This is a genomic window from Actinomadura sp. NPDC000600 (assembly GCF_040492135.1).
Classification (GTDB): Bacteria; Actinomycetota; Actinomycetes; order Streptosporangiales; family Streptosporangiaceae; genus Spirillospora.
The window spans coordinates 24751-48486 of sequence record NZ_JBEUPD010000010.1; the positions used below are offsets into that span (position 1 = coordinate 24751).

Here is a 23736-nt window from a genome sequence, read left to right on the forward strand (position 1 = left end):
GCACGATCGGCTCGTGCGCGGGAGTCACTTCTTGATCTGGCTGATCTGGGTGATCTCGAACGGGACCGGCTTCTGCGCCTGGTGCGGGTGCTCCGGCCCGGCGTAGACCTTCACCTTGCCGAACATCTTCCGGCCGAGGGAGTTCTTGGGCAGCATGCCCTTGATCGCCTTCTCGACGGCCCGCTCGGGGTGCTTGGCCAGCAGGTCGGCGTAGCTCACCGAACGCAGACCGCCCGGGTAGCCCGAGTGCCGGTAGGCGCGCTTCTGGTCCAGCTTGTTGCCGGACAGCGCCACCTTGTCGGCGTTCACGATGACGACGAAGTCACCGGTGTCGAGGTGCGGGGCGTAGATCGGCTTGTGCTTACCCCGAAGCAGCTGTGCGACCTGACTGGCGAGACGGCCCAGCACGACATCGGTCGCGTCGATGACGTACCACTGACGCTGGACGTCAGCGGGCTTAGGGGTGTACGTGCGCACGGTCGTAAGCCTTCGTTTCTCGTCGACTCTCAGCGGTTTCGATCCTCCACCCGTCCGGAGGACGGGTGCCACCTGGCAGCGGAATCCTGCTCGCGCCGATCAGAGGATCATCCGACCTGGCGCTCCGGGATGCCGGGGCCCGCACGCGGCCACAGGGACGCACATGATGGGGACGCACCGACACGTCGTCGCGTCGCCTCCCACCTGCAATGAGCAGGCGTCGACGCACACAACAAATACGCAGGATACTCGGCCGCGCGCACACGGGTCAAAACGAGCCGCCATGGCGCCACCGGCCGCGCGCCCAGTACACCACTAGTATGCCGTATGACCGGTATGTACGTATCAATGGCGGCCATGGACAACGGGCCGGCATGCGCGGCCTCCACAACAAGCCAGCGCGACCCCGTCAGTCCACAACCGGCTACGCAACTGCCACGCACGCCAGGCTTGCCCGGACCGCTATACACGGCGAGTCCTGCGGGCCGACAGACATGACGGACCTGCAGACGATACGCGCGACACGCCGCGAAACCGGCATACACGGCAGTCCCGCAGGACCGGCATGCGGCCGAGCGAGAGCATGCACATCACCAGCAAGGGCACGCACCGCCGAGGCAGCCGGAACTGGCGCCGGTGGCAGCGACGACGGCGGCACTGGGCGCGTTCGCCGGTGAACGCGAAGACAACCGAAGGCCTCGCACAGCCGGCACACGCGACGGGCCCACGGCGCGACAGGCGGCCCGAGTACCCAGCATGCGCAGCCGCCTTGCGCACCCTCAGACGCGCCGCCCCTGCATAGCCGGCATGCGTGGCGGAACTGCGCACCGATATGCACGACAGGTCTGCGAGACCGGCTCACGCGGCGAGCCTGCGAGACCGGCTTGCCTACGGGCCTGGGCGACGAGCTTGCACTACGGGCATGCGGGCCGGCACGGGCGACGGACCTGCATAACCACCATGCGCAGCGGAACTGCGTAGCCGACATGCGCGGAAGGCCTGTGGGGCCGGCAGGCGTGACGGCCCCTGCGCGGCCGGATCGCACAGCCGGTGGCGCGACTGGCCTGCGGGCTGGCAAGCGTGGCGGACCTGCGTGGCCGGCAGGTGGGGCTGTGCAGCCGGTGTGTTGCGGGCTTGTGGGGGCGGCTTGCGCTACGGGTATTCGCGGGCGGGTATGTCGGGCCCGGCATGCGCTGCCCGGTATGGACCGTGGCGTGCGCGGCGGCAGTGCCGAATGGGAAACGTTCAGCACTCTACTGATCACCCTTTGTAGCGGTTTCGGTCTTTCTGGAATCATTTCCGTAACAGAGGGTCGATCTCGGGATATGGTGCCGGGCGACCGGTCCACGCCGGCTCACGCCGGCCCGCACCCGGGAGCCCCCGCTGACTACTCCCCGCAGAGATTCCGCCGGACGCCGCCGGTCCGGCCGTGCCGGGCAGCCCGGCCCCGCACCGCGTGACGCCTCCGCGCCGCGTGACGCCTCCGGCTCGCGTGACGTCCCGCCGCGTCCCGGGGTCCCCCCTTATCGTGACGAGCTCGTCGCCAGTGGCCCGCGGCGCCGCTCGGGGCCTCCGCCCGGGGAGCGGCGGCCGAGTGACGGTGACGCGTTCTGGAACGGCCGTTCGCCGCGCGGAAGGCGTCCCAAGAAGAAGGGCGCGCGGGGGATCGTCGTGGCGGCCACCGCGTCCGCCCTCGCCATCGGCGTCGGCGTCGCGATCGACCGGCTCGTCCTGCCTCAGCTGCGGTCTGAGAACACGTCCGCGTCCGCGCCCGAGCGCAACCCGTCCGTCGAGGTACCGACCGGTCCGCAGAGCGACCCGCTCGCCGCTACCGGCAACGGCTCCGGGTCCGGGACGGGTTCGGGCCGCGGTGGCCGGGCCGGCGCGTCGCCGACGCCGACCGCCGAGGAGCAGACGCCGCCGCTGAAGGTGATCCACCCGCCGAAGAGCGCGTCGGCCTCGCCGTCCAAGTCCAAGAAGCCCGCCGACTCGGACGCCCCGTCGACCCCGGGCGGCGGCACGAACCCGGGCGGCGGTTCCGGCGGGTCCGGTGGTTCCGGCGGCTCGTCCGGGGCCGAGACGAGCGTGGTGTCGCTCACCAACGCCGAACGCGCCAAGCACGGCTGCAAGGCGCTGCGCATCGACTCGCGGCTCGTCACGGCTGCCCGCAAGCACTCGGCGGACATGGCGGCCAACAACTACTTCGACCACACGTCCCGCAACGGCGACAGCCCGTGGAAGCGGATGGAGGACGCCGGGTACAGCAGCCCCGGGGCGGAGAACATCGCCAAGGGCTACCCGACCGCCTCGGCCGTCGTGAAGGGCTGGATGGACAGCCCCGGCCATCGGGCCAACATCCTGAACTGCGGGCTGCGCGCCATCGGCGTGGGCATGGCCTCCGGACCCGGCGGGCCGCTGTGGACGCAGGACTTCGGCTGGAAGTGACCGCCCCGGCTCGGCAGGGATGTGACCTTCGGCAAATCACCGGCGTCCGGTTCGCCCCCATGTCATGGTGGGTGTCGCGAAGGTCCAGAGCCCTGAACGAGGAACGGTAAGGTCCAACCCATGGGTTATCCGGGCGATCAAGGCAAACCCGGCGACTGGCCCCCTCGGCAGTCGCCGCACGCGCCGTACGGACCCGGAGCCGAAGCGCCGCCGTACGGCCACGACAACGACGAAGCCCCTTTCGCGCCACGCGACAGCGGGCCCGGCACGACGCCGGGCGGCGGTGACGTGTTCGGCGGCTCCTCATCCGGCGGCGACGCGTTCGGCAGTGAAGCTTTCGGCGGGTCCCCGTCGGGCAACGACGCGTTCGGCGGCGCCCCCTACGGCGGTGGCGGCTTCGGCGGCGGCGCGTCCGGCGGCGAGGCGCCCGGCGAGCAGACCGCCGCCTGGTCCGACCAGCCGCCCGCGTGGGGCGACGAGCCGGTCGCCGGCGGCGCCTACGGCGAGAACGCGCCGGGCGACGGCGGCTTCGCCTCCTACGAGGGCATGCCGCCCGGGCCGTCCGGCCCGTCCGGGCGCCCCGAGCGCCGCCGCAACCTGCCGCTGATCATCGGCGGCGCGGCGGTCGCCGGCATCCTCCTCATCGGCGGCGGCGTCGGGCTGTCGTCGATGCTGAAGGGCGACGACAAGCCGAAGGCGACGCCGACGCAGGCCGCGTCCAAGCAGCCGCAGCCGACGCCGAGCCCGACGCAGCCCGTCCTGGCCCCGGTGAAGCTGCAGAGCCGCACCACCGACCCCGCGCCGCTGACCCTCAAGGAGGTCTTCGGCAAGGCGACGTTCAAGGCGGGCGGCCGCAAGTACGTGCGGACGGCCGTCAACGGCAAGAAGACCTGCACCGTCGTCGGCGGCACGACCCTGGCGAAGGCCCTCAAGAAGGGGCGCTGCACGCAGGCGCTCCGGGCCACCTACGCGCTCAGCAACGGCTCCCTCATCGGCACGGTCGGCGTCTTCAACCTGCAGACCGAGGCCGCGGCCAAGAAGGCCGTCAAGGCCGCCGCCGCCAAGGACGCGTTCCTGGTGGCGCTCCCCGGCAAGGGCATCACCAAGAACAACGGCAAGGGCGAGGCGCTCGGCACCTCGCAGGCGCGCGGCCACTACGTCATCATGACCTGGGTGCAGCGGCCGGACGGCAAGAAGATCCCCACCAAGTACCATGCCGCCGTCCGGGTCTTCGGCACGCAGATGGTCAAGGGCAGCAACCTGGCGCTGGCCTTGCACTACCGGGAGACCGAAGGCAAACCCCTCCAGAAGTGACCCCCATGAATACCCTCACTGCTTATGTCTGGACCTAGAGACGCACGGGAGCACGGCGAGCAGGGCGGCGAGACCGCCCCCCTCAAGCTCCCCGCCTTCGGACTGGAGGCCCCCTGGTGGGCCGCCGAGTCCGCGGACACCGCACCGCCGGCCGAGCAGGCGCCGGCGGCGCCGCAGCCGCTCTCGGCCCCGGTGGTCGAGGACGAGGCGGACGTCTTCGCTCCCGAGGTCTCCCCCGCCCCCGCCCCCACCGCTCCCGAGGCCGCCTCGGCGCCGCCCGGGACGCTCGTCGCCGGGACGGGGGTACCGCGCGTCGACTCCCGCGGCGCCGTCCCCGCCGAGCCGATCGTCAAGCCGCCGATCTCCCCCGACGACACCGACCCCGAGGGCTTCCAGCCCGTCCCGCCCGCGTTCGGCGCGTCCCAGGGCGAAGCTCCCAAGGACGCCGCCGCTCCCAAGGACGCCGCTCCCAAGGACGAGGCGTCGCAGGAAGACGCCCGGCGGGAGGAGGCCCCACGGGCCGAGGCCGCGGCGGTCGGCACACCAGAGACAGAGGCCGCCGTGGACAACACCACCGTGACCGACAACGCCGTGACCGACAGCGCGGTTGCCGACACTGCGACGGACATCCCCGCGCAGCGGTCGGCGTTCGAAAAGGCCAAGGAGGCGGAGGACGCCGCGTCGCCGGCGCCCGTGCTCGTCCCGGACGCCATCCTGCCGCCGGGCGTCGTCCCGCCCAGCGGAAGCGGCCCGTTCCCGCACGCCGAACCCGTCGGGGACGGCGCGGCGGGCGCCGGCCGGCCCCAGGTGAGCGGGCCGGTCTACCACACCGAGGCCGGGACTCCGGCCGACGTCCCGCCCCCCGGGAATCCTCCGCACGGCACGCCCGCCACCGGCCGGAGCGGCAGCACCAAGGGCCGCCCGGTGCTGATCGGCGGCGTCGCGGCGGTCATCCTCGCCGCGGTCGGCGGCCTGTTCCTCATCGGCGGGTCGGGATCGGACGGCAAGGACGACAAGGGCGGCAAGCCCGCCGAGGCCCCGGCGGCGGTGCGGACCACCCCCGCGCCCTCGCCCCCGGCCGCATCGCCGAGCAAGCCGCCCGCCGGCCCCGTCGACATCACCAACGAGAAGACCGACACCGCCGACCTGGCGTTCCACGACGTCTTCCCGAACGAGCAGATCAAGTTCGGCGACCGGACCTACCTCCGGGACCGCTGGTCCCTCAACCGGGACGTCACCTACGCCGCCCGCGGCTCCATGCTCGCCGCCCTCCGCAAGGAGCAGTGCCGCAAGATCGTCCGCGCCACCTACATCGACCCGGAGACCAAGCTCGCCGTCACCTCCGGCATCGCGGTGATGCCGACGAAGGCCGCCGCGATCGCCGTGAGCAAGGCGGGCGACCCGGCCCGGTACGAGTGGTTCCGCGGCATGGCGGGCAAGCGGTCCCCGGACATCGACCAGGCCGGCGGGTACGCGGCGGCGACCGTCCGCGGCCGGTACGTCGCCTACGCCTACGTCCAGTGGGCGAACGGCAAGAAGGCCAAGCCCGGCGACCCGGTGATCAAGAAGGCGGCGCAACTCTTCCTGGACCACGACCTGCGCCCGATCATCGCCCGATCCCGAGGCTGACCCCGGCCGGGCGGCCCTGCCGCCCTGCCTAATCGGCCGCCCTACCCGGTCAGCCGCCTGCCGGTCGCCGTCCAGCCCGGTCGCTGTCCTGCCTGATCGGGGCAGCCCTGCCCGGTCGGTCGCTCTGCCCGACCGGCAGTGCCAGGTCAGCCGCCCTGGTTGGTCAGCCGTCCTGGCGGGGGGCGGCGCCGCCGGTGGTGGCGGGTTGCTCGGCGGACGCGGCGGCGGTCGCGTTCAGCGTTCGGACGCGGCGGGTCTCCTGCGCGCGCCGGGCCAGGCTCTCGTCGCCGGGGTAGCGGATCTCCTCCAGGGACAGGCCGTGCGCGGGCGCCACGTTGACGCCGGAGTCGCGGATGCGGGCCGCGAGCACCTGCGCCGGCCAGTCGACCTCGCGCCGCCCGTCCCCGACCATCAGCAGCGCGCCGACGAGCGCCCGGACCATCGAGTGGCAGAACGCGTCGGCCTCCACGGTGGCGAGCGCGAGGTGCGGGTCGCGGTCGTCGCGCGTCCACTCGTAGCGCAGCAGCTCGCGGATCGTCGTCGCGCCCTCCCGCCTGCGGCAGTACGCGGCGAAGTCGTTCTCGCCCACCAGCCTGCGGGCCGCCTCGTTCATCCGGTCGAGGTTCAGCGGGCGGGGATGCCACAGCACGTCGTGGCGGCGCAGCGGCTCCACCCCGAAGGGGTTGTCGCACACCCGGTACACGTAGCGGCGGGACAGCGCCGAGAACCGCGCGTCGAACCCCTCCGGCGCGATCGACACGCGCCACACACGCACGTCCGGGGGCAGCAGCCCGGCGAGGCGGCGCGGCATCGTCCCGTTGATCGCCGAGTAGGCGGCGACGGGGACGACGAGGTGGGCGACCTGCCCGCGGGCGTGGACGCCGGCGTCGGTGCGGCCGGCGACGGTGAGCATGGGCGGCGGGTCCAGACGCAGCATCCGCGCCAGCGCGTCCTCGATGACGCCCTGGACGGTCCGCTGGTTCGGCTGCCTCGCCCAGCCCGCGAAGTCCGACCCGTCGTAGGAGATGTCGAGCCGGAGTCGTACCAGTGCGGTCATGTCAGCCGAGTCGTCCTTCTGCAACGTCCGTTCATCCCTCCCGAGGCGCCGCGTTCATCGGGCACTCCCCTGACACGCTCCCCGGTGAATCGTCGCCCCCCTGACATGACCATGCGATCAAGTCTGGCAAAGTTCGGGCCCGCCGTCCCGATGGAAACGGCGGGCCCTCGCGAATGTCGAGCAAACGCTCCCCAAGGTCGGGCGGCGGATTTACTCCTTGTCGCCCTCGTCCTTGGTGTCGGCGGCCTCGTCGGCCGCCTCGTCCTTGGCGGTGGCGGCCGTGGTGTCGTCCGCCTCCGTCTTGGACTCGGTCTCCTCGGCCTTCGGCGCCGCCGCGGGAGCGGCCCCGCCGGTGGACGCCGCCAGCTGCTCCTGCACCAGCTCGATCACGGCCATCGGGGCGTTGTCGCCCTTGCGCGGCCCGATCTTGGTGATGCGGGTGTAGCCGCCGGGACGGTTCTCGAAGCGCGGCGCGATCTCGGTGAAGAGCTCGTGCAGGACGCTCTTGTCGCGGATCGTCCTGGCGACCAGGCGACGGTTGTGCAGGTCGCCCTTCTTCGCCTTGGTGATCAGCTTCTCCGCCAGCGGACGCACCCGCCGGGCCTTGGCCTCGGTGGTGGTGATGCGGCCGTGCTCGAACAGCGCCGTGGCCAGGTTCGCCAGGATCAGGCGCTGGTGCGCGGCACCGCCGCCGAGGCGGGCGCCCTTGGTGGGCTGGGGCATGTCGTTTCCTTCCTGCACCGGCCGTATCAGGTACCGGTGTCAGCTGGTTCCGGGCCGGCCGGGGAGCGTGGCCCCCCGGCCGCCGGAATCGGGTTCTAGTACTGCTCGGTCTCGGCGTAGCTCTGGTCGTCGTCGCCGTAGTTGTCGGCCGCCGCGCTCGGGTCGAACCCGGGCGGGGAGTCCTTCAGCGACAGGCCCATGTCGTTGAGCTTCTGCTTGACCTCTTCGATCGACTTGGCGCCGAAGTTGCGGATGTCGAGCAGGTCCTGCTCGCTGCGGGCGACGAGCTCGCCCACCGAGTGGATGCCCTCGCGCTTCAGGCAGTTGTAGGAGCGGACGGTGAGGTTCAGCTCCTCGATCGGCAGGGCCAGGTCCGCGGCGAGCGCGGCGTCCGTCGGGGACGGGCCCATGTCGATGCCCTCGGCCTCGACGTTGAGCTCCCGGGCCAGCCCGAACAGCTCGACGAGGGTCTTGCCGGCGGAGGCGACCGCGTCGCGCGGCAGCATCGCCTGCTTGGTCTCCACGTCCAGGATGAGGCGGTCGAAGTCGGTGCGCTGCTCGACTCGGGTGGCCTCGACCTTGTAGGTGACCTTGAGCACGGGCGAGTAGATGGAGTCGATCGGGATCCGGCCGATCTCCTGGCCCGGCTGCTTGTTCTGCGCGGCGGAGACGTAGCCGCGGCCGCGCTCGACCGTCAGCTCCATCTCCAGCTTGGCCTTGTTGTTCAGCGTGGCGATGTGGAGGTCGGGGTTGTGGACCTCGACGCCCGCCGGCGGCGCGATGTCGGCCGCGGTCACCTCGCCCGGGCCCTGCTTGCGCAGGTACATGACGACCGGCTCGTCGTGCTCGGAGGAGACGACGAGCTCCTTGAGGTTCAGGATGATGTCGGTGACGTCCTCCTTCACCCCGGGCACGGTGGAGAACTCGTGCAGGACGCCTTCGATCCGGATGCTGGTGACGGCCGCACCGGGAATCGAGGAGAGCAGGGTACGACGCAGCGAGTTGCCGATCGTGTAGCCGAAGCCCGGCTCCAGCGGCTCGATGGTGAACCGCGACCGGTACTCGTCGACCTGCTCTTCGGTGAGAGTCGGACGCTGAGCGATGAGCATGGTGGTGCCTTCTTTCCGCGGTGCCCGCTATTTGACTACCGCGTTCTGGATTCTTCCCCGATCCGCCGGGATCCCACAGGGACTGGCCCCACGGGACCCCGGCGGCGCTGAGCCCCTACTTGGAGTAGAGCTCGACGATCAGCTGCTCCTGGACGGGAGCGTCGATCTGCTGGCGGACGGGCAGCGAGTGCACGAGGATCCGCATCTTCTCGCCGTCGACCCCGAGCCACGCCGGGACCTGGCGCTCGCCGACCTCGGCCTTGGCGACCTGGAACGGCGTCATCTCCATCGACTTCGGCTTGACGTCGATGATGTCGGCCTCGCTGACGAGGGCCGACGGGATGTTGACCTTCTTGCCGTTGACCCGGATGTGGCCGTGCCGGATGAGCTGGCGGGCCATGTCGCGGGACTTGGCGAAGCCGGCCCGGTAGACGACGTTGTCGAGCCGGCGCTCCAGCAGCGTGAGCAGGTTGTCACCCGTCTTGCCCTGCTGGCGGTTCGCCTCGACGTAGTAGTTGTGGAACTGCCGCTCCAGCACGCCGTAGATGCGCCGCGCCTTCTGCTTCTCACGGAGCTGCAGCAGGTACTCGGTCTCCTTGGGCCGACCGCGACCGTGCTCACCCGGCGGGTAGGGACGGATCTCGATCGGGCACTTCGGGCCCTCGCACTTGCTGCCCTTGAGGAACAGCTTCATCTTCTCGCGGCGGCAGAGCTTGCAGTCCGCACCGGTGTAACGAGCCATTGTTCTAGATCTCCCCTGCTCAGACCCGGCGGCGCTTCGGCGGGCGGCAGCCGTTGTGCGGAACGGGCGTGACGTCCTGGATCGAGCCCACCTCCAGGCCGGTCGCCTGCAGCGACCGGATGGCGGTCTCGCGGCCCGAGCCCGGGCCCTTCACGAAGACGTCGACCTTGCGCATGCCGTGCTCCATCGCGCGCCGGGCGGCGGCCTCGGCGGCCTGCTGCGCGGCGAACGGGGTGGACTTGCGCGAGCCCTTGAACCCGACGTGGCCCGAGGAGGCCCAGGAGATCACGTTGCCGTTGGGGTCGGTGATCGAAACGATCGTGTTGTTGAACGTGCTCTTGATGTGGGCGTGCCCGTGAGCGACGTTCTTCTTTTCCTTGCGGCGCACCTTCTTGGCGCCGACACGGCTCTTAGGAGGCATGTGCTCTCTCTACTCTTGAGGTCATCGATCCGGAGGACCGACTCCGGACTACTTCTTGCCGGCCTTCTTCTTGCCGGCCACGGTCTTCTTCTTGCCCTTGCGGGTGCGCGCGTTGGTCTGCGTGCGCTGACCGTGCACCGGAAGCCCGCGGCGGTGCCGGATGCCCTGGTAGCACCCGATCTCGATCTTGCGGCGGATGTCCGCCTGGACCTCGCGGCGAAGATCACCCTCGATCTTGTAGTTCGCCTCGATCCAGTCGCGGAGCTTGACCAGCTCGTCGTCGCCGAGCTGGTGCACCCGCAGGTCGCCGCTGATGCCGGTACCCGAGAGGGTCTCCAGCGCCCGCGTCCGGCCGATGCCGAAGATGTAGGTGAGAGCGACCTCGAGGCGCTTTTCGCGCGGGAGGTCGACGCCGAGGAGGCGTGCCATCGTGGGCAGTTCCCTTCATTCGTCCGGAGGTATGGACACACCGCGTCCGCACACACCCTGCCCGGGTGGCGGCCCCGGCCTCCGGAGGTCCGGGGGTGCTCCTCCACACGACGGTGCCGTACGGCCGGATCCCGGTCTTCCGGGGCCCGGCGCGTACGGCCGTGTGAAGGCTGCGATGCGCTTGCTGGTTGTTGAGCGTCAGCCCTGACGCTGCTTGTGGCGCGGGTCGGAGCAGATGACCATGACCCGGCCGTGCCGGCGGATGACGCGGCACTTGTTGCAGATCTTCTTGACGCTCGGCTTGACCTTCACTGGGTCTCCTAGAGATAAGGGTCACCCCCGCGCCGCCACGCACGGGGAAGGCAACCCCAGTGGGATTTACTTGTAGCGGTAGACGATCCGACCGCGCGTGAGGTCGTAGGGGCTCAGCTCCACAACGACGCGGTCGTCCGGCAGGATCCGGATGTAGTGCATCCGCATCTTGCCGCTGATGTGGGCGAGCACCTTGTGCCCGTTGTCGAGCTCCACCCTGAACATGGCGTTGGGCAGCGACTCGATGACGGTGCCCTCGATCTCGATGGCCCCTTCTTTCTTGGGCATGTCCTCCGCGCTTCGCTGATCGGCTCATTGGACGCGGCCCGGCTCTCCAGGGGAGAATCGGCCGCAACCCGCACCGCGGCGCGGAAGCGCCAAAGGGGAGATGGGCGGCCGTCGACGGACCGACAAGGGAGTCTACGTCAACCGGCCGTCCAATGCGAAATCGACGCATGATACGTGTCCGGAGACTGCTCCCGAGTCAAGCATACATCGCGTCCGCGTTGTACCTTTCCAGGAGAGAGACGTACGAGGAGGGTCAGCATGCCGAGCTACGACTTCGCGCTGATCCTCAGCCGTCCCCTCTACGAGGACGAGCTCGACCCGCTGTTCGACCGCACCCACGGCGCGGTCACGGTCTCCATCATCAGCGAGCCGCACCACGCAGAACGCCCCGGCAACGCCTCCTGCAACTGGACGGGCCCCACCCTCGCCGCCGCGATCATGGAGGTGGTCGGGCACGTCGAGGAGAGCGCGCCCGGCGTGCACGTCCTGCGGGTGGAGGCCGACCCGCTGCTGACCATCCGCGACATCGCCGAACGGGTCGGGCGCTCCCTCGACTCCGTCCGGCACGCGATCACCGGGGCGCGCGGCGCCACCGGCTTCCCGTCCTCGGAGATGTCCACCGCGGGCCACCGGCTGTGGCGGTGGTCCAAGGTCGCCGCCTGGTACGGGCTCGACGACCCGCAGCTCATCGAGGCCAAGCCGACCGTGCAGGCCATCAACGGCTGGCTGGCCCTCCGCGACGTCGTCCCGGACGTCGCACCCGCTCCCGAAGAGGTCACATCGGCTCTTTCCCTGGTCATCCCGCACGTCGCCTGACGCGGGGGGTGTGGGGGTCGCCCCCCCACAGGCAACTCGCTTGACGCGAGGGTGTGAGGGGCGTCTCCCCCGCCAGGAAGCCGCCTGAGGCGTAACGGTTCCTCAGGGGGCACCTGGTCCGCCAGGGAGGCGAGTCGACAGTACGGGCGCCAGGACGCGAAGATCGTCCCGGCGCCCCGCTCGCCCCGGGCCGCCCGGAGCGTGCGGTTCCGTGATGTGCTTGGGCAACGGGGAGGGGATTGATGGCGATCATCGCGCAGCTCAGCGACATTCACCTGGCGGCCGGACGCGACGGCGGGGTGGACGACGACTCCGGGCCGGTCCGCGCGCTGCGGGCCGCCGTGTCGAGCCTGCTGTCGCTGCCCGCGCGGCCCGACGCCGTCGTCCTCACCGGCGACCTCGCCGACGGCGGCCGGCCCGCCGAGTACGCCCGGCTGCACGCGCTGCTGTCGCCGCTGCCGATGGCCGTGTACCCGATGTGCGGCAACCACGACGACCGCGACGAACTGCGGCGGGCCTTCGCCGACCATCCGGCGGTCGCGGCCACCGGGACCGGCCCGCGGGCGCCCCTCCAGTACGCCGTCGACGTGGCCGGGGTGCGGCTCGTGTGCTGCGACACCACCGTCGACGGCCATTCCCACGGGCACATGAGCGAGGAGCGGCTCGCCTGGCTGGACGAGGCACTGAGCGCCGCGCCCGACACGCCGACCGTGGTCGCCACCCACCACCCGCCGTACCCCATCGGGATGCGGTTCATCGACGACCTGCGGTTCGTCGACCCCGCCGGGTTCGCCGCCGTGATCGCGCGCTACCCGCAGGTCGTGCGGGTGATCTCCGGGCACGTCCACCGGGCGTCGGTCGGATCGCTGGCGGGACGGGTCAGCACCACCTGCCCGAGCACCTACCGGCAGCTGTTCCTCGACCTCACCAAACAGGGCCGCGCGGCCGTCACCGGCGAGCCCGCCGGGTTCGCCCTCCACCTCATAGGCGAGGACGGCACCGCCACCACCCATTTCGCCCCGACCGGCAACTACCGCCCCCTGATGGACGTGGAGTGACCCGGCCGCCCACGCACTGAGCGTCGGCGGTGGACTGGGCGAGGGGCGGGGTCTAGCAGCCGCCCTGGCGGCCGCCGAAGATCGTCCGCATCAGCAGGACGGCGCCCCAGGGGCCCACCACCCAGATCCACCACGGGTAGACCGCGCCCGTGGTCACCAGGATGATCAGCCAGACGGTGAGGTTGATCGCGCTGACCGCGGCCCAGGCGCCCCACATCGCCCGCATGCGCCGCGTTTCGAGGTCGCCGGAGGGCGGCCGCGCCGGCGACGCGGTGCCCTTGCTCCGCGCCGGGACCGGGAGCTGGTAGAGGTCCTCCTCCGGCAGGTCGGAGGTGACCTCCTGGAGCTGCCCGAGCGTCTTCGCCGCGTAGACCGCGTCCAGCCGCTCCTGCAGTTCGTCCATCGTGATCCGGCCCTCGGCGCAGTGCTCGCGCAGGCTCGCGGCCACCCGGTCGCGGTCGGCGTCCGACGCCCGGATCTCAGGGTTCGGCGCCATCGTTCCTCCGCTCCTCAGGACCTGCCCCGTCGGAGGGGCCTGCCCTCTCCATCCATACCGCGCCCTACGGCCATACTGCGCCTTCCGACCAGACCGCGTCTCTCGATCAGGCCGCGCCTTCCGATCAGACCGCGCCCCTGCTCAAGCCGCGCTCAGACCGTGCCCTTGCTCAGGCCGCGGCTGTCGACCGGACCGTGGCCTCGGGCCCTGGTGGGCCCTCTATCCATTCTGCGGCGCGGATCCGAGCTTCGCGAACCACTCGCGGCCCTCGTCGAGCGCGGTCAGGACGCGGGGGCCGTCCGGCGTGACCGCGAACGTGTGCTCGAAGTGCGCCGAGGTGCGGCCGTCGGTCGTCACGACCGTCCAGCCGTCGTCGAGCTCGGCGGTCTCCTTGGTGCCGAGGTTCACCATCGGCTCCACCGCGAAGCACATCCCGGGCTCCAGGACGGGCCCGTGGCCGGGCGCCCCGTGGTTGGGGATGAGCGGGTCCATGTGCATCTCGGTGCCGATGCCGTGCCCGCCGTAGCCCTCGACGATGCCGTAGGCGCCCTGAGAGCGGATATGAGCCTCGATCGCGTGGGAGATGTCCGTCAGGTGGGCCCCCGCGCGTCCGGCCGCGAGACCGCGCCACAGGGACTCCTCGGTGACCTCCAGCAGCCGCCGCTGCTCGTCGGTGATCTCCCCGAGCGGGACCGTGACGGCCGCGTCGCCGTGCCAGCCCTCCACGATCGCGCCGCAGTCGATGGACAGCACGTCGCCCTCGCGAAGGATCTTGTCGGCCCGCGGGATGCCGTGCACGATCTCCTCGTTGACCGACGCGCAGATCGTCCCGGTGAAGCCGTGGTAGCCCTTGAACGAAGGGACGCCGCCGTTGTCGCGAATGTGCTCCTCGGCGAGCGCGTCCAGGTCCAGCGTGCTCATGCCGGGCTTGGCGGCCTCGCGCAGCAGTTCCAGCGTGCGGCCGACGAGCAGCCCCGCCGCGCGCATCAGCTCGATCTGCTCCGAGGTCTTCATCTGGATCGTGAGCCTGCGCCGTTTGAACATCTCTCCCCTTGCACCCGTCCCCGCACCGGGCCGGTCGCCCCGGTATCGGGCCAGTCGCTTCCCCTACCGGGCCGGTCGCTCCGGTATCGGGCCGGTCGTTTCGGTCCCGGGACGGCCGCTCGGTTCCGAAACGGCCGCGCGGACGCGGGATCCCCCGCGTCCGCGCCGGTGTCTGTCCGCCGGGCCCGCCGCACTCGTCGACGGGCCCGTCACTTCTCCTGTGGCCCTGCTTCCCGGTGACCCTGCCGTTCGGGTGGCACCGCCTTCCGGCGGCCCTGCCTTCGGGTAGCACTGCCTTCCGGTGGCACTGCCTTCCGGTGGCCCGACCTGCCGGTGGCTCTACTTCTCCAGCGGACGCAGCGCGGTGAGGGCGCGTTTGGTGACCTCTTCGACCGGGCCCGTGGCGTCGATGCCGACGAGGATGTTCTCGTCGGCGTAGAACTGGACCAGCGGGGCCGTGTCGTGCCGGTACACCTCCAGGCGGTGCATGACGACCTCTTCCTTGTCGTCGTCCCGCTGGAACAGGTGCCCGCCGCAGTCGTCGCAGATGTCGTCCTGCTTGTCGTCGAAGTCGACGTGCCAGATCCGGCCGCACTTGTCGCAGGTGCGCCGGCCCGACAGCCGCCGGACGACCTCGTCCTCGTCGACGACGAGTTCGAGGACGATGTCGAGGCGGGTGTCCCACTCGGCGAGGATCTTCTTCAGCGTCTCGGCCTGCGGGACGTTGCGCGGAAACCCGTCCAGCAGGAAGCCGTCGCGGGCGTCGTCCTCGCCGAGCCGGTCGCGCACCATCGCGATGGTGACCTCGTCGGGGACGAGGTCACCGCGGTCCATGTACTGCTTGGCCTGCCGGCCGAGCGGCGTCCCGCCGCTGACGTTCGCGCGGAAGATGTCACCTGTCGAGATCTTCGGGACGGACAGGTGAGATGCGATGAACTGGGCCTGCGTCCCCTTGCCCGCACCCGGGGGGCCCACCAGGACGATACGCACTACCGGAGGAAGCCCTCGTAGTTGCGCTGCTGGAGCTGACTCTCGATCTGCTTCACGGTATCCAGTCCGACGCCGACGACGATGAGGATGCTCGTGCCGCCGAACGGGAAGTCCGAACTCGCCTTCATGAGTGCGAAGGCGACCATCGGGATGAGGGACACGAGCCCCAGGTAGAGCGCACCGGGTGTGGTGATCCGGGTCAGCACGAAGTCGAGGTACTCGGCGGTCGGCCGACCAGGACGGATACCTGGGATGAATCCACCATACTTCTTCATGTTGTCGGCGACTTCAGTGGGGTTGAAGGTGATCGCGACGTAGAAGTACGTGAAGAAGATGATGAAGACGAAGAAGATCCCCATGTGCCAGGCGTTGTCCTGCTGGAGATACGGCTGGACCTTTTGCAGCCACTTGGTGTTCGGCCACAACTGGGTGGCCAGAACCGGCAGGTAGAGCAGCGACGAGGCGAAGATGATCGGGATGATGCCGGCCTGGTTGACCTTCAGCGGAATGTAGGTCGACGTGCCGCCGTACATGCGGCGGCCCACCATGCGCTTGGCGTACTGGACCGGGATGCGCCGCTGCGCCTGCTCGACGAACACCACGCCGGCCATGATCGCCAGGCCCACCAGGACGACGATCGCGAAGACGAAGCCGCCCTTGCTCTTGTAGATGCTCCAGAACTGGGCGGGGAAGACCGCCACCACCTGGGTGAAGATCAGGATGGACATGCCGTTGCCGACGCCGCGGTCGGTGACCAGCTCGCCCAGCCACATGATGACGGTCGTGCCCGCCACCATGATGATCACCATGGTGATGATCGGGAAGACGCCCGTGTCGTACAGGATGTCGCCGCTGCCGGAGATGCCCTGGAACAGCTGACCGGTGCTCGCCATCGCGACGATGCCCGTCGCCTGCAGGATCGCCAATCCGACCGTCAGGTACCGCGTGTACTGGGTGATCTTCGTCGTGCCGGCCTGGCCCTCCTTCTTCAGGGCCTCCAGCCGCGGGATCACCACCGTCAGCAGCTGCAAGATGATGCTGGCCGTGATGTACGGCATGATGCCGAGCGCGAAGACCGAGAGCTTCAGCAGCGCGCCGCCGCTGAACAGGTCCACCAGGCCGTAGAGGGTGTTCTGATCCTTGGCCGCGTTGGCGGTCTCCCTCAGCACCTTCACGTTCACGTTGGGCGTGGGCAGGATCGATCCGATCCGGAACACCACGATCATGAACAACGTGAAAAGGATTTTCTTACGCAGGTCAGGCGTACGGAAAGCCCGAGCGAACGCGGTCAGCACCATTCCTCCTGCGCGACTGGCGGGTTCATGGCCGCCGAGGGGGCGGTTTCAGGTCCATGAGTTCGGGCGGAGAATACCCGGTGTGACGGCAGAGTGCGCAATCTCACGCAGGGCACCTTCGCTCGTGTGACTCTAACAGCAGATGACACCGGGGCCGCCCCGCCGGGCCCGGCGGCCTCAAGGCCCCGGACCTCACGCGGGCACGGCCCCGGCATCAGAGGTGTTTCCTTACAGCTCGTCGGCGGATCCGCCGGCGGCGGCGATCTTCTCCTTGGCGGCGCCGGAGAAGGCGTGCGCCTTCACCTGGACCGCGACGGAGATGTCGCCGGTACCGAGGATCTTGACCGGACGGCCGCGGCGCACCGCGCCCTTGGCCGCCAGGTCCTCGGCCGTGACCTCGCCGCCCTCGGGGTAGAGCGCGGCGAGCTTGTCCAGGTTCACGACCTGGAACTCGACCCGGTTCGGGTTCTTGAAGCCCTTGAGCTTCGGCACCCGGCGGATCAGGGGCATCTGACCGCCCTCGAACCCGACGGGGACCGTGCTGCGGGCCTTGGTGCCCTTGGTGCCGCGGCCGGCGGTCTTGCCCTTGGACGCCTCGCCGCGGCCCTTGCGGGTCTTGGCCTTGTTGGCGCCGGGGGCCGGACGCAGGTCGTGCACCTTGAGCGGGGTGCCCTCGGTCTCCGCGGCGGAGTCCTTACCGAGATCAGCCGCCATGTCAGTCGACCTCCTCGACGGTGACCAGGTGCGCCACCGTCCGGATCATGCCGAGCACCTCGGGGCGGTCCTCGCGGACCACGCTCTGCCCGATCTTCTTCAGGCCCAGGGTGCGCAGCGTGTCACGCTGGTTCTGCTTCTCGCTGATCACGGACTTGGTCTGCGTGATCTTCAGGTTCGTCATGACGACGCGACCTCCGCCCTCGGCTCGCTGCCCGCGGCGCGCGCGCGCAGCATGGCCGCCGGGGCGACGTCCTCGATCGGCAGGCCGCGCTTGGCCGCGATCTCCTCCGGACGCTTCAGCGACTTCAGACCCGCGATCGTGGCGTGCACGATGTTGATCGCGTTGTCGCTGCCCAGCGACTTGCTCAGCACGTCGTGGATGCCGGCGCACTCCAGCACCGCGCGCACCGGACCACCGGCGATGACACCGGTACCGGGGCTGGCCGGGCGCAGCAGGACCTCGCCCGCCGCGTCGCGCGCCTGCACCAGGTGCGGGATGGTGCCCTGGATCCGCGGCACCTTGAAGAAGTGCTTCTTGGCCTCTTCGACGCCCTTGGCGATCGCCGCGGGCACCTCCTTGGCCTTGCCGTAGCCGACGCCGACGGTGCCGTTGCCGTCACCGACGATCACCAGGGCGGTGAAGCTGAAGCGACGCCCGCCCTTGACGACCTTGGCGACACGGTTGATCGCCACGACCTTCTCGATGTACGACTGGCCCTTGTCGGCGCCACCGCGGCGGTCGTCGCGGCGGTCGCGACGGTCGCCACCCTGACCGCCACCACGCCTCTGCGCTGCCATCAGTGGTTCCTCTCGTTCACCTTGTAAAGGGCCATCAGAGCTCGAGGCCCCCCTCACGCGCACCGTCCGCGACCGCGGCGATGCGACCGTGGTACTTGTTGCCGCCGCGGTCGAACACGACCGCGTGGACGCCGGCCTGCTTGGCCCGCTCGGCGACGAGCTCGCCGACCTTGCGGGACTTGGCCGTCTTGTCGCCGGAGTCGGCGCGCAGGTCCGCCTCCATCGTCGACGCGCTGGCCAGCGTGTGGCCCTTGTCGTCGTCGATGACCTGGACGAACACGTGCCGGCTGGAGCGGGTCACGACCAGGCGCGGCCGCGCGGCGCTGCCCACGACCTTCTTGCGGACCCGCAGGTGCCGACGCTTGCGAGCAAGCTGGCGACCGCTCGTGGCCTTGCCGGCCAGGGTCTTGGTGCCTGCCATGACTACTTACCAGCCTTTCCGACCTTGCGGCGGATCTGCTCGCCCTCGTAGCGCACGCCCTTGCCCTTGTACGGGTCGGGCTTGCGCAGCTTGCGGATGCGAGCGGCGATCTCACCGACGAGCTGCTTGTCGATGCCCTCGACGACGAGCTGCGTCGGCCTCTCCACCGTGAAGGTGATGCCCTCCGGCGCCTCGAACGGGATCGGGTGGCTGTAGCCGAGCGAGAACTCCACGTTCTTGCCCTTGGCCACCACCCGGTAGCCGACGCCCTGGATGACCAGGGTCTTCTTGTAGCCCTCGGTGACCCCGACGACCATGTTGTTGATCAGCGTCCGGGTGAGCCCGTGCAGGCCGCGCACCTTGTTGACGTCATTGGGCCGGGAGACGACGAGCCTGCCGTCCTCCTGGCTGACCTCGATGGGCTCGGCGACAGTGTGCGAGAGCGTGCCCTTCGGCCCCTTGACGGTGACCTCGCGGCCCTCGAGCTTCACCTCGACACCGCTGGGGACGGAGATGGGGAGACGTCCGATACGAGACATTTGAAGTGCCCTCCCCTCACCAAACGTAGGCGAGGACTTCCCCGCCCACTCCGCGCTTGCCCGCCTGGCGGTCCGTCATGAGACCGGAGGACGTCGAGATGATCGCGACGCCCAGTCCGCCCAGGACCTTCGGCAGGTTGTCCTTCTTCGCGTACACGCGCAGACCCGGCTTCGAGACGCGCTTGATGCCGGCGATCGAACGCTCGCGGGTCGGGCCGAACTTCAGCTCGATCAGGAGCTTCTTGCCGACCTCGGCGTCCTCCACGCTCCAGCCCGAGATGTAGCCCTCCTGCTGGAGGATCTCGGCGATGTGCGCCTTGATCTTCGAGTACGGCATGGCCACGGAGTCGTGGTACGCCGAATTCGCGTTGCGCAGACGCGTCAGCATGTCTGCGATCGGGTCGGTCATCGTCATGGCCTACTGGCCCTCCCTCGCCACGGTTTCCTCGGGTTGATGCGGCCCGTGGACCTTTGGCGCGGTCGTGGGCGCCCTCTCAGGCGCCCGGTTGGTCATTACAGGCCGGCTTACGCCGCCCCCGGAGCGGCGCTCCGGGGACGCGGTCACCAGCTGGACTTCGTGATGCCAGGCAGCTCGCCGCGGTGGGCCATCTCCCGGAAGCAGACGCGGCACAGGCCGAACTTCCGGTAGACGGAGCGCGGACGCCCGCAGCGCGAGCACCGAGTGTACGCGCGCACGCCGAACTTCGGCTTCCGCGCCGCCTTGGCGATCATCGACTTCTTCGCCATGCTCAGCTCTCCTTGAAGGGGAAGCCCAGGAGCTTGAGCAGCGCCCGGCCCTCGTCATCGGTCTTCGCGGACGTCACGACCGTGATGTCCATGCCCCGCGAGCGGTCGATCTTGTCGGGGTCGACCTCGTGGAACATGACCTGCTCGGTCAGCCCGAAGGTGTAGTTGCCGTTGCCGTCGAACTGCTTCGGCGACAGCCCGCGGAAGTCGCGGATACGGGGCAGCGCCGTGGCGAGCAGGCGGTCCAGGAACTCCCACATCCGGTCGCCGCGCAGCGTGGCGTGCGCGCCGATCGGCATGCCCTCGCGCAGCTTGAACTGCGCGATGGACTTGCGGGCCCGGTTCACGGCGGGCTTCTGCCCGGTGATCGCCGCCAGGTCGCGGACGGCACCCTCGATCAGCTTGGCGTCCTTGGCCGCGTCGCCGACCCCCATGTTGACCACGATCTTGGTCAGCGAGGGGATCTGCATGACGTTGTCGTAGCCGAACTGCTCGCGCATCTTGCCCGCGATCTCCTCGCGGTAGCGCAGCTTCAGCCTCGGCGCCGGGACGGGACGCTCGGTGGTCTCGGTCATCGGTCTCAGATCTCCTTACCGCTACGGCGCGAGATCCGAACCTTCGTGCCGTCGTCGTTCGTGCGGTAACCGACCCGGGCCGGCTTGCCGTCCTCGACGATCGCGACGTTGCTGACGTGCAGCGGCGCCTCGACCGTGACGCGACCGCTCTCCTTGCCGGCACGCTGCTGGTCGGCCTTGATGTTCTTGGTGATGAGGTTGACGCCCTCGACGACGACCCGCTCCTCGCGGGGGATGACGCGCAGGACCTTGCCCGTCGCGCCCTTGTCCTTGCCGGCGATGACGATGACCTCGTCGCCCTTGCGGATCTTCATCAGAGCACCTCCGGCGCGAGCGAGATGATGCGCATGAACTTCTTCTCGCGCAGTTCGCGGCCCACCGGGCCGAAGATACGGGTGCCGCGGGGGTCGCCGCCGTCCTTGATCAGGACGGCGGCGTTCTCGTCGAAGCGGATGTAGGAGCCGTCCGGGCGCCGGCGCTCCTTGCGGGTGCGCACGACGACCGCCTTGACGACGTCACCCTTCTTCACGCCGGCGCCGGGAAGGGCGTCCTTCACCGTCGCGACGATGATGTCGCCGACTCCCGCGTAGCGCCGACCCGAGCCGCCGAGAACCCGGATGCAAAGGATCTCCTTCGCACCCGTGTTGTCGGCGACCTTGAGTCGCGACTCCTGCTGGATCACGTCTAACTCCTGTTCGTCACACCGGTTCTCGGCGCCGGCTTCTCCGGGGCCGAGCCTGGTGGAACCAGACTGTGGTCAATGGCGGGACTGCGTCCCACGGGCCCTGGGGCCCTACTTGGCCTTCTCGAGGATCTCCACCACGCGCCACCGCTTGGTGGCGGACAGCGGGCGGGTCTCCATGAGACGGACGCGGTCGCCGACGCCGCACTCGTTGGCCTCGTCGTGCGCCTTGTAGTTCTTCGTGCGGCGGATCACCTTGTGGTACTTGGGGTGCTTCACGCGGTCCTCGACGGACACGACCACGGTCTTGTCCATCTTGTCGCTGACCACGAGACCCTCAAGGATCTTGCGGCTGCTCCGCTGCTCGGTCTGCTGCTCGGTCATTCGTTGCCCTCCGCGGCGTCCTCGACCGTGACGATGCCGAGCTCGCGCTCCCGCATCACGGTGTAGATGCGGGCGATCTCGCGCTTCACGGTGCGCAGCCGCCCGTGGCTCTCAAGCTGGCCGGTGGCGGCCTGGAAGCGGAGGTTGAACAGCTCCTCCTTGGCCTCCTTGAGCTTGGTGACCAGGACGTCCTCGGGCTCGGTCCGCAGCTCGTCGGCGGTAAGACCCTTGGCCATCAGGACTCACCCACCTCTCGCTTAACAATCTTGCACTTCATCGGGAGCTTGTGGATCGCGCGGGTGAGCGCCTCCCGGGCGATCTCCTCGTTGGGGTAGGAGATCTCGAACAGCACGCGGCCCGGCTTGACGTTGGCGACCCACCACTCCACGGAGCCCTTGCCGGAGCCCATGCGGGTCTCGGCGGGCTTCTTGGTCAGCGGGCGGTCCGGGAAGATGTTGATCCAGACCTTGCCGCCGCGCTTGATGTGGCGGGTCATGGCGATACGCGCGGCCTCGATCTGCCGGTTGGTCACGTACGCGCTCTCGACGGCCTGGATGCCGTACTCGCCGAACGTCACCCTCGTGCCGCCCTTGGCCATGCCGCGGCGCTTCGGGTGGTGCTGCTTGCGGTGCTTGACCTTGCGAGGGATCAGCATCGGTAATTCAGCTCCCCTCACCCTGCGGAGCAGCCTCGGCCGTCGGCGCCGGCTGCTCGGAACCCTGCTGCTGCTTCTGCTCGCCGCCGCGGCCGCCACCGGCGCCGGCGCCGCCACGGCCGCCACGGCCGCCGCGGCCGCCGCCACGGCGGTCGCCACCGCGGCGCTCACGGCCACCGCCGCCGCCACCGGTGGCGCGCTGCTGCGCGGCCTTCTGCTCGCGCTCGGCGCGCGTCGCCGCGGCCTCGCCCTTGTAGATCCACACCTTGACGCCGATGCGGCCGAACGTCGTACGGGCCTCGTAGAACCCGTAGTCGATGTCGGCGCGCAGCGTGTGCAGCGGGACCTGGCCCTCGCGGTAGAACTCCGACCGCGACATCTCGGCGCCGCCGAGACGGCCGCCGCACTGGACCTTGATGCCCTTGGCGCCGGACTTCATCGCGGACTGGATCGCCTTGCGCATGGCGCGGCGGAACGCGACGCGGCTGGACAGTTGCTCGGCCACGCCCTGCGCGACGAGCTGCGCGTCAATCTCGGGGTTCTTGACCTCGAGGATGTTCAGCCGGACCTGCTTGCCGGTCAGCTTCTCCAGGTCGCCGCGCAGGCGCTCGGCCTCCGCGCCGCGGCGGCCGATGACGATGCCCGGCCGGGCGGTGTGGATGTTGACCTCTACGCGGTCACGGGTCCGCTCGATCTCCACCTTGGAGATGCCCGCCCGGTCCATGCCCTTCTGCAGCATGCGCCGGATCTGGACGTCTTCCTTGACGTAGTCCTTGTAGAGCTTGTCGGCGAACCACACGGACTTGTGGTCGGTGGTGATGCCGAGCCGGAACCCGTGCGGGTTGATCTTCTGACCCACTACCGGGCCCTCCTCGTCTTCTTACCGCCGCCGGACGCCCCGCTCGAGGCTTCCTCGCGCGACTCCACGACCACGGTGATGTGGCTCGTGCGCTTGTTGATGCGGTAAGCCCGGCCCTGGGCGCGGGGGCGGAAACGCTTCAGCGTCGGCCCCTCGTCCACCCACGCACGGCTGACGACGAGCGTGCCCGAGTCGAGCTTGAAGTTGTGCTCGGCGTTGGCGATGGCACTCGCCAGCACCTTGCCCACCGGCTCACTCGCTGCCTGGGGGGCGAACCGCAGCACCGCCTGAGCCTCCGCGGCAGGCAGGCCGCGGATGAGGTCCACCACGCGGCGGGCCTTCCTGGGCGTGACGCGGATGAACCGCGCCTGGGCCCTGGCTTCCATCGCTGTTCCCTCTCTCCTACGTGCTAACTGCTCTGCCTGCTCAGCCTCGGCGGCTGCGGCGGTCTTCCTTGACGTGGCTGCGGAACGTGCGCGTCGGCGCGAACTCGCCGAGCTTGTGTCCCACCATCGCGTCGGTGACGAACACCGGGACGTGCTTGCGGCCGTCGTGCACGGCGATCGTGTGACCGATCATGTCCGGCACGATCATGGAGCGCCGCGACCACGTCTTGATGACGTTCTTGGTGCCCTTCTCGTTCTGCGCGTCCACCTTCTTCATGAGGTGGTCGTCCACGAACGGGCCCTTCTTCAGGCTACGTGGCATGACGAG

34 protein-coding genes are annotated in these 23736 nt (G+C 69.9%); 5 read left to right on the forward strand and 29 right to left on the reverse strand.

The annotated features are described in order from the left end of the window. Positions 1–24: 24 nt before the first annotated feature. Positions 25–477, reverse strand: coding sequence for a 50S ribosomal protein L13 (gene rplM / locus ABWI07_RS16520; protein ID WP_149258937.1), 453 nt, complete (start codon positions 475–477; stop codon positions 25–27). A 1671-nt stretch (positions 478–2148) separates the two neighbouring features. Between rplM and ABWI07_RS16525 the strand changes: the two genes are divergently transcribed. From ABWI07_RS16525 to ABWI07_RS16535, 3 genes are all read left to right on the forward strand, one after another. Further along, the gene (locus ABWI07_RS16525) at positions 2149–2922 is read left to right on the forward strand and encodes a CAP domain-containing protein (RefSeq protein ID WP_353819062.1); all 774 of its coding nucleotides are present in this window, start codon (positions 2149–2151) and stop codon (positions 2920–2922) included. A 120-nt stretch (positions 2923–3042) separates the two neighbouring features. Beyond that, positions 3043–4236, forward strand: coding sequence for a hypothetical protein (locus ABWI07_RS16530; protein ID WP_353819063.1), 1194 nt, complete (start codon positions 3043–3045; stop codon positions 4234–4236). A 24-nt stretch (positions 4237–4260) separates the two neighbouring features. Next, a complete protein-coding gene (locus ABWI07_RS16535; RefSeq protein ID WP_353819064.1) occupies positions 4261–5865 on the forward strand; it encodes a hypothetical protein in 1605 nt (534 codons plus the stop codon). Between the two features lie 163 nt (positions 5866–6028). Here ABWI07_RS16535 and truA read toward each other — a convergent pair whose 3' ends face one another. The 8 genes from truA to infA all read right to left on the reverse strand — a co-directional run bounded on the left by truA (position 6029) and on the right by infA (position 10946). Next, entirely contained in the window at positions 6029–6922 is an 894-nt protein-coding gene (gene truA, locus ABWI07_RS16540; protein ID WP_353819065.1) for a tRNA pseudouridine(38-40) synthase TruA, read from the reverse strand. A gap of 210 nt (positions 6923–7132) precedes the next feature. Next, positions 7133–7645 (reverse strand): 50S ribosomal protein L17, encoded by a 513-nt coding sequence (gene rplQ / locus ABWI07_RS16545; RefSeq protein WP_149258932.1) that lies wholly within the window; start codon positions 7643–7645, stop codon positions 7133–7135. A 95-nt stretch (positions 7646–7740) separates the two neighbouring features. Continuing rightward, a complete protein-coding gene (locus ABWI07_RS16550) occupies positions 7741–8754 on the reverse strand; it encodes a DNA-directed RNA polymerase subunit alpha (RefSeq protein ID WP_131741171.1) in 1014 nt (337 codons plus the stop codon). Between the two features lie 115 nt (positions 8755–8869). Further along, positions 8870–9496 (reverse strand): 30S ribosomal protein S4, encoded by a 627-nt coding sequence (rpsD, locus tag ABWI07_RS16555; protein WP_149258931.1) that lies wholly within the window; start codon positions 9494–9496, stop codon positions 8870–8872. A gap of 19 nt (positions 9497–9515) precedes the next feature. After that, entirely contained in the window at positions 9516–9917 is a 402-nt protein-coding gene (rpsK, locus tag ABWI07_RS16560; protein ID WP_021596710.1) for a 30S ribosomal protein S11, read from the reverse strand. 48 nt (positions 9918–9965) lie between these two features. Further along, on the reverse strand, positions 9966–10346 hold the full coding sequence (gene rpsM, locus ABWI07_RS16565) for a 30S ribosomal protein S13 (RefSeq protein ID WP_149258930.1): 381 nt from the start codon (positions 10344–10346) through the stop codon (positions 9966–9968). Between the two features lie 198 nt (positions 10347–10544). Further along, positions 10545–10658, reverse strand: a complete 114-nt coding sequence (rpmJ, locus tag ABWI07_RS16570) for a 50S ribosomal protein L36 (RefSeq protein WP_021596712.1) — start codon at positions 10656–10658, stop codon at positions 10545–10547. 66 nt (positions 10659–10724) lie between these two features. Further along, on the reverse strand, positions 10725–10946 hold the full coding sequence (infA, locus tag ABWI07_RS16575) for a translation initiation factor IF-1 (RefSeq protein ID WP_018657567.1): 222 nt from the start codon (positions 10944–10946) through the stop codon (positions 10725–10727). Between the two features lie 258 nt (positions 10947–11204). Here infA and ABWI07_RS16580 point away from each other — a divergent pair, with 258 nt between their 5' ends. Together ABWI07_RS16580 and ABWI07_RS16585 are read left to right on the forward strand one after the other, a co-directional pair. Continuing rightward, positions 11205–11762, forward strand: coding sequence for a hypothetical protein (locus ABWI07_RS16580; protein WP_353819066.1), 558 nt, complete (start codon positions 11205–11207; stop codon positions 11760–11762). Between the two features lie 242 nt (positions 11763–12004). Continuing rightward, complete coding sequence (locus ABWI07_RS16585) at positions 12005–12820, forward strand: phosphodiesterase (RefSeq protein ID WP_149258928.1); 816 nt, start codon at positions 12005–12007, stop codon at positions 12818–12820. Between the two features lie 52 nt (positions 12821–12872). Here ABWI07_RS16585 and ABWI07_RS16590 read toward each other — a convergent pair whose 3' ends face one another. From ABWI07_RS16590 to rpsS, 20 genes are all read right to left on the reverse strand, one after another. Next, on the reverse strand, positions 12873–13316 hold the full coding sequence (locus ABWI07_RS16590; protein WP_149258927.1) for a DUF1707 SHOCT-like domain-containing protein: 444 nt from the start codon (positions 13314–13316) through the stop codon (positions 12873–12875). Between the two features lie 219 nt (positions 13317–13535). Continuing rightward, a complete protein-coding gene (map, locus tag ABWI07_RS16595; RefSeq protein ID WP_353819067.1) occupies positions 13536–14360 on the reverse strand; it encodes a type I methionyl aminopeptidase in 825 nt (274 codons plus the stop codon). 339 nt (positions 14361–14699) lie between these two features. Next, entirely contained in the window at positions 14700–15350 is a 651-nt protein-coding gene (locus ABWI07_RS16600) for an adenylate kinase (protein WP_149258925.1), read from the reverse strand. Further along, on the reverse strand, positions 15350–16645 hold the full coding sequence (secY, locus tag ABWI07_RS16605; RefSeq protein ID WP_149259523.1) for a preprotein translocase subunit SecY: 1296 nt from the start codon (positions 16643–16645) through the stop codon (positions 15350–15352). The genes ABWI07_RS16600 and secY overlap by 1 nt, the downstream gene beginning before the upstream one ends. A gap of 228 nt (positions 16646–16873) precedes the next feature. Continuing rightward, positions 16874–17359 carry a 50S ribosomal protein L15 gene (gene rplO, locus ABWI07_RS16610; protein WP_149258924.1) on the reverse strand — a complete coding sequence of 162 codons (486 nt, stop codon included), beginning with the start codon at positions 17357–17359 and terminating at the stop codon, positions 16874–16876. Position 17360: 1 nt separating this feature from the next. Next, complete coding sequence (rpmD, locus tag ABWI07_RS16615) at positions 17361–17543, reverse strand: 50S ribosomal protein L30 (RefSeq protein ID WP_089324452.1); 183 nt, start codon at positions 17541–17543, stop codon at positions 17361–17363. Further along, positions 17540–18160, reverse strand: coding sequence for a 30S ribosomal protein S5 (gene rpsE, locus ABWI07_RS16620; RefSeq protein ID WP_372505490.1), 621 nt, complete (start codon positions 18158–18160; stop codon positions 17540–17542). Before rpsE ends, rpmD begins: the two co-directional genes overlap by 4 nt. Before the next feature lie 34 nt (positions 18161–18194). Continuing rightward, complete coding sequence (gene rplR, locus ABWI07_RS16625; RefSeq protein ID WP_089314936.1) at positions 18195–18581, reverse strand: 50S ribosomal protein L18; 387 nt, start codon at positions 18579–18581, stop codon at positions 18195–18197. Positions 18582–18583: 2 nt separating this feature from the next. Continuing rightward, complete coding sequence (gene rplF / locus ABWI07_RS16630) at positions 18584–19120, reverse strand: 50S ribosomal protein L6 (RefSeq protein ID WP_149258923.1); 537 nt, start codon at positions 19118–19120, stop codon at positions 18584–18586. 16 nt (positions 19121–19136) lie between these two features. Then, on the reverse strand, positions 19137–19535 hold the full coding sequence (gene rpsH, locus ABWI07_RS16635) for a 30S ribosomal protein S8 (RefSeq protein ID WP_030176115.1): 399 nt from the start codon (positions 19533–19535) through the stop codon (positions 19137–19139). A 146-nt stretch (positions 19536–19681) separates the two neighbouring features. Continuing rightward, complete coding sequence (locus ABWI07_RS16640; protein ID WP_131963156.1) at positions 19682–19867, reverse strand: type Z 30S ribosomal protein S14; 186 nt, start codon at positions 19865–19867, stop codon at positions 19682–19684. Between the two features lie 2 nt (positions 19868–19869). Further along, positions 19870–20442: a 50S ribosomal protein L5 gene (rplE, locus tag ABWI07_RS16645; protein ID WP_149258922.1), complete on the reverse strand. Its 573-nt coding sequence runs from the start codon at positions 20440–20442 to the stop codon at positions 19870–19872. 5 nt (positions 20443–20447) lie between these two features. Further along, a complete protein-coding gene (gene rplX, locus ABWI07_RS16650; protein ID WP_141580642.1) occupies positions 20448–20756 on the reverse strand; it encodes a 50S ribosomal protein L24 in 309 nt (102 codons plus the stop codon). Continuing rightward, complete coding sequence (rplN, locus tag ABWI07_RS16655) at positions 20756–21124, reverse strand: 50S ribosomal protein L14 (RefSeq protein WP_021596728.1); 369 nt, start codon at positions 21122–21124, stop codon at positions 20756–20758. Before rplN ends, rplX begins: the two co-directional genes overlap by 1 nt. Before the next feature lie 111 nt (positions 21125–21235). Further along, complete coding sequence (rpsQ, locus tag ABWI07_RS16660; protein ID WP_089314941.1) at positions 21236–21508, reverse strand: 30S ribosomal protein S17; 273 nt, start codon at positions 21506–21508, stop codon at positions 21236–21238. Next, the gene (rpmC, locus tag ABWI07_RS16665; RefSeq protein ID WP_149258921.1) at positions 21505–21744 is read right to left on the reverse strand and encodes a 50S ribosomal protein L29; all 240 of its coding nucleotides are present in this window, start codon (positions 21742–21744) and stop codon (positions 21505–21507) included. The genes rpsQ and rpmC overlap by 4 nt, the downstream gene beginning before the upstream one ends. Beyond that, positions 21744–22163: a 50S ribosomal protein L16 gene (gene rplP, locus ABWI07_RS16670; RefSeq protein WP_149258920.1), complete on the reverse strand. Its 420-nt coding sequence runs from the start codon at positions 22161–22163 to the stop codon at positions 21744–21746. Before rplP ends, rpmC begins: the two co-directional genes overlap by 1 nt. A 7-nt stretch (positions 22164–22170) precedes the next feature. After that, a complete protein-coding gene (rpsC, locus tag ABWI07_RS16675; protein WP_149258919.1) occupies positions 22171–23022 on the reverse strand; it encodes a 30S ribosomal protein S3 in 852 nt (283 codons plus the stop codon). Beyond that, positions 23022–23408 carry a 50S ribosomal protein L22 gene (gene rplV / locus ABWI07_RS16680; RefSeq protein ID WP_141580633.1) on the reverse strand — a complete coding sequence of 129 codons (387 nt, stop codon included), beginning with the start codon at positions 23406–23408 and terminating at the stop codon, positions 23022–23024. The genes rpsC and rplV overlap by 1 nt, the downstream gene beginning before the upstream one ends. Before the next feature lie 40 nt (positions 23409–23448). Further along, on the reverse strand, positions 23449–23730 hold the full coding sequence (gene rpsS, locus ABWI07_RS16685) for a 30S ribosomal protein S19 (protein ID WP_131876403.1): 282 nt from the start codon (positions 23728–23730) through the stop codon (positions 23449–23451). Between the last annotated feature and the right edge of the window lie 6 nt (positions 23731–23736).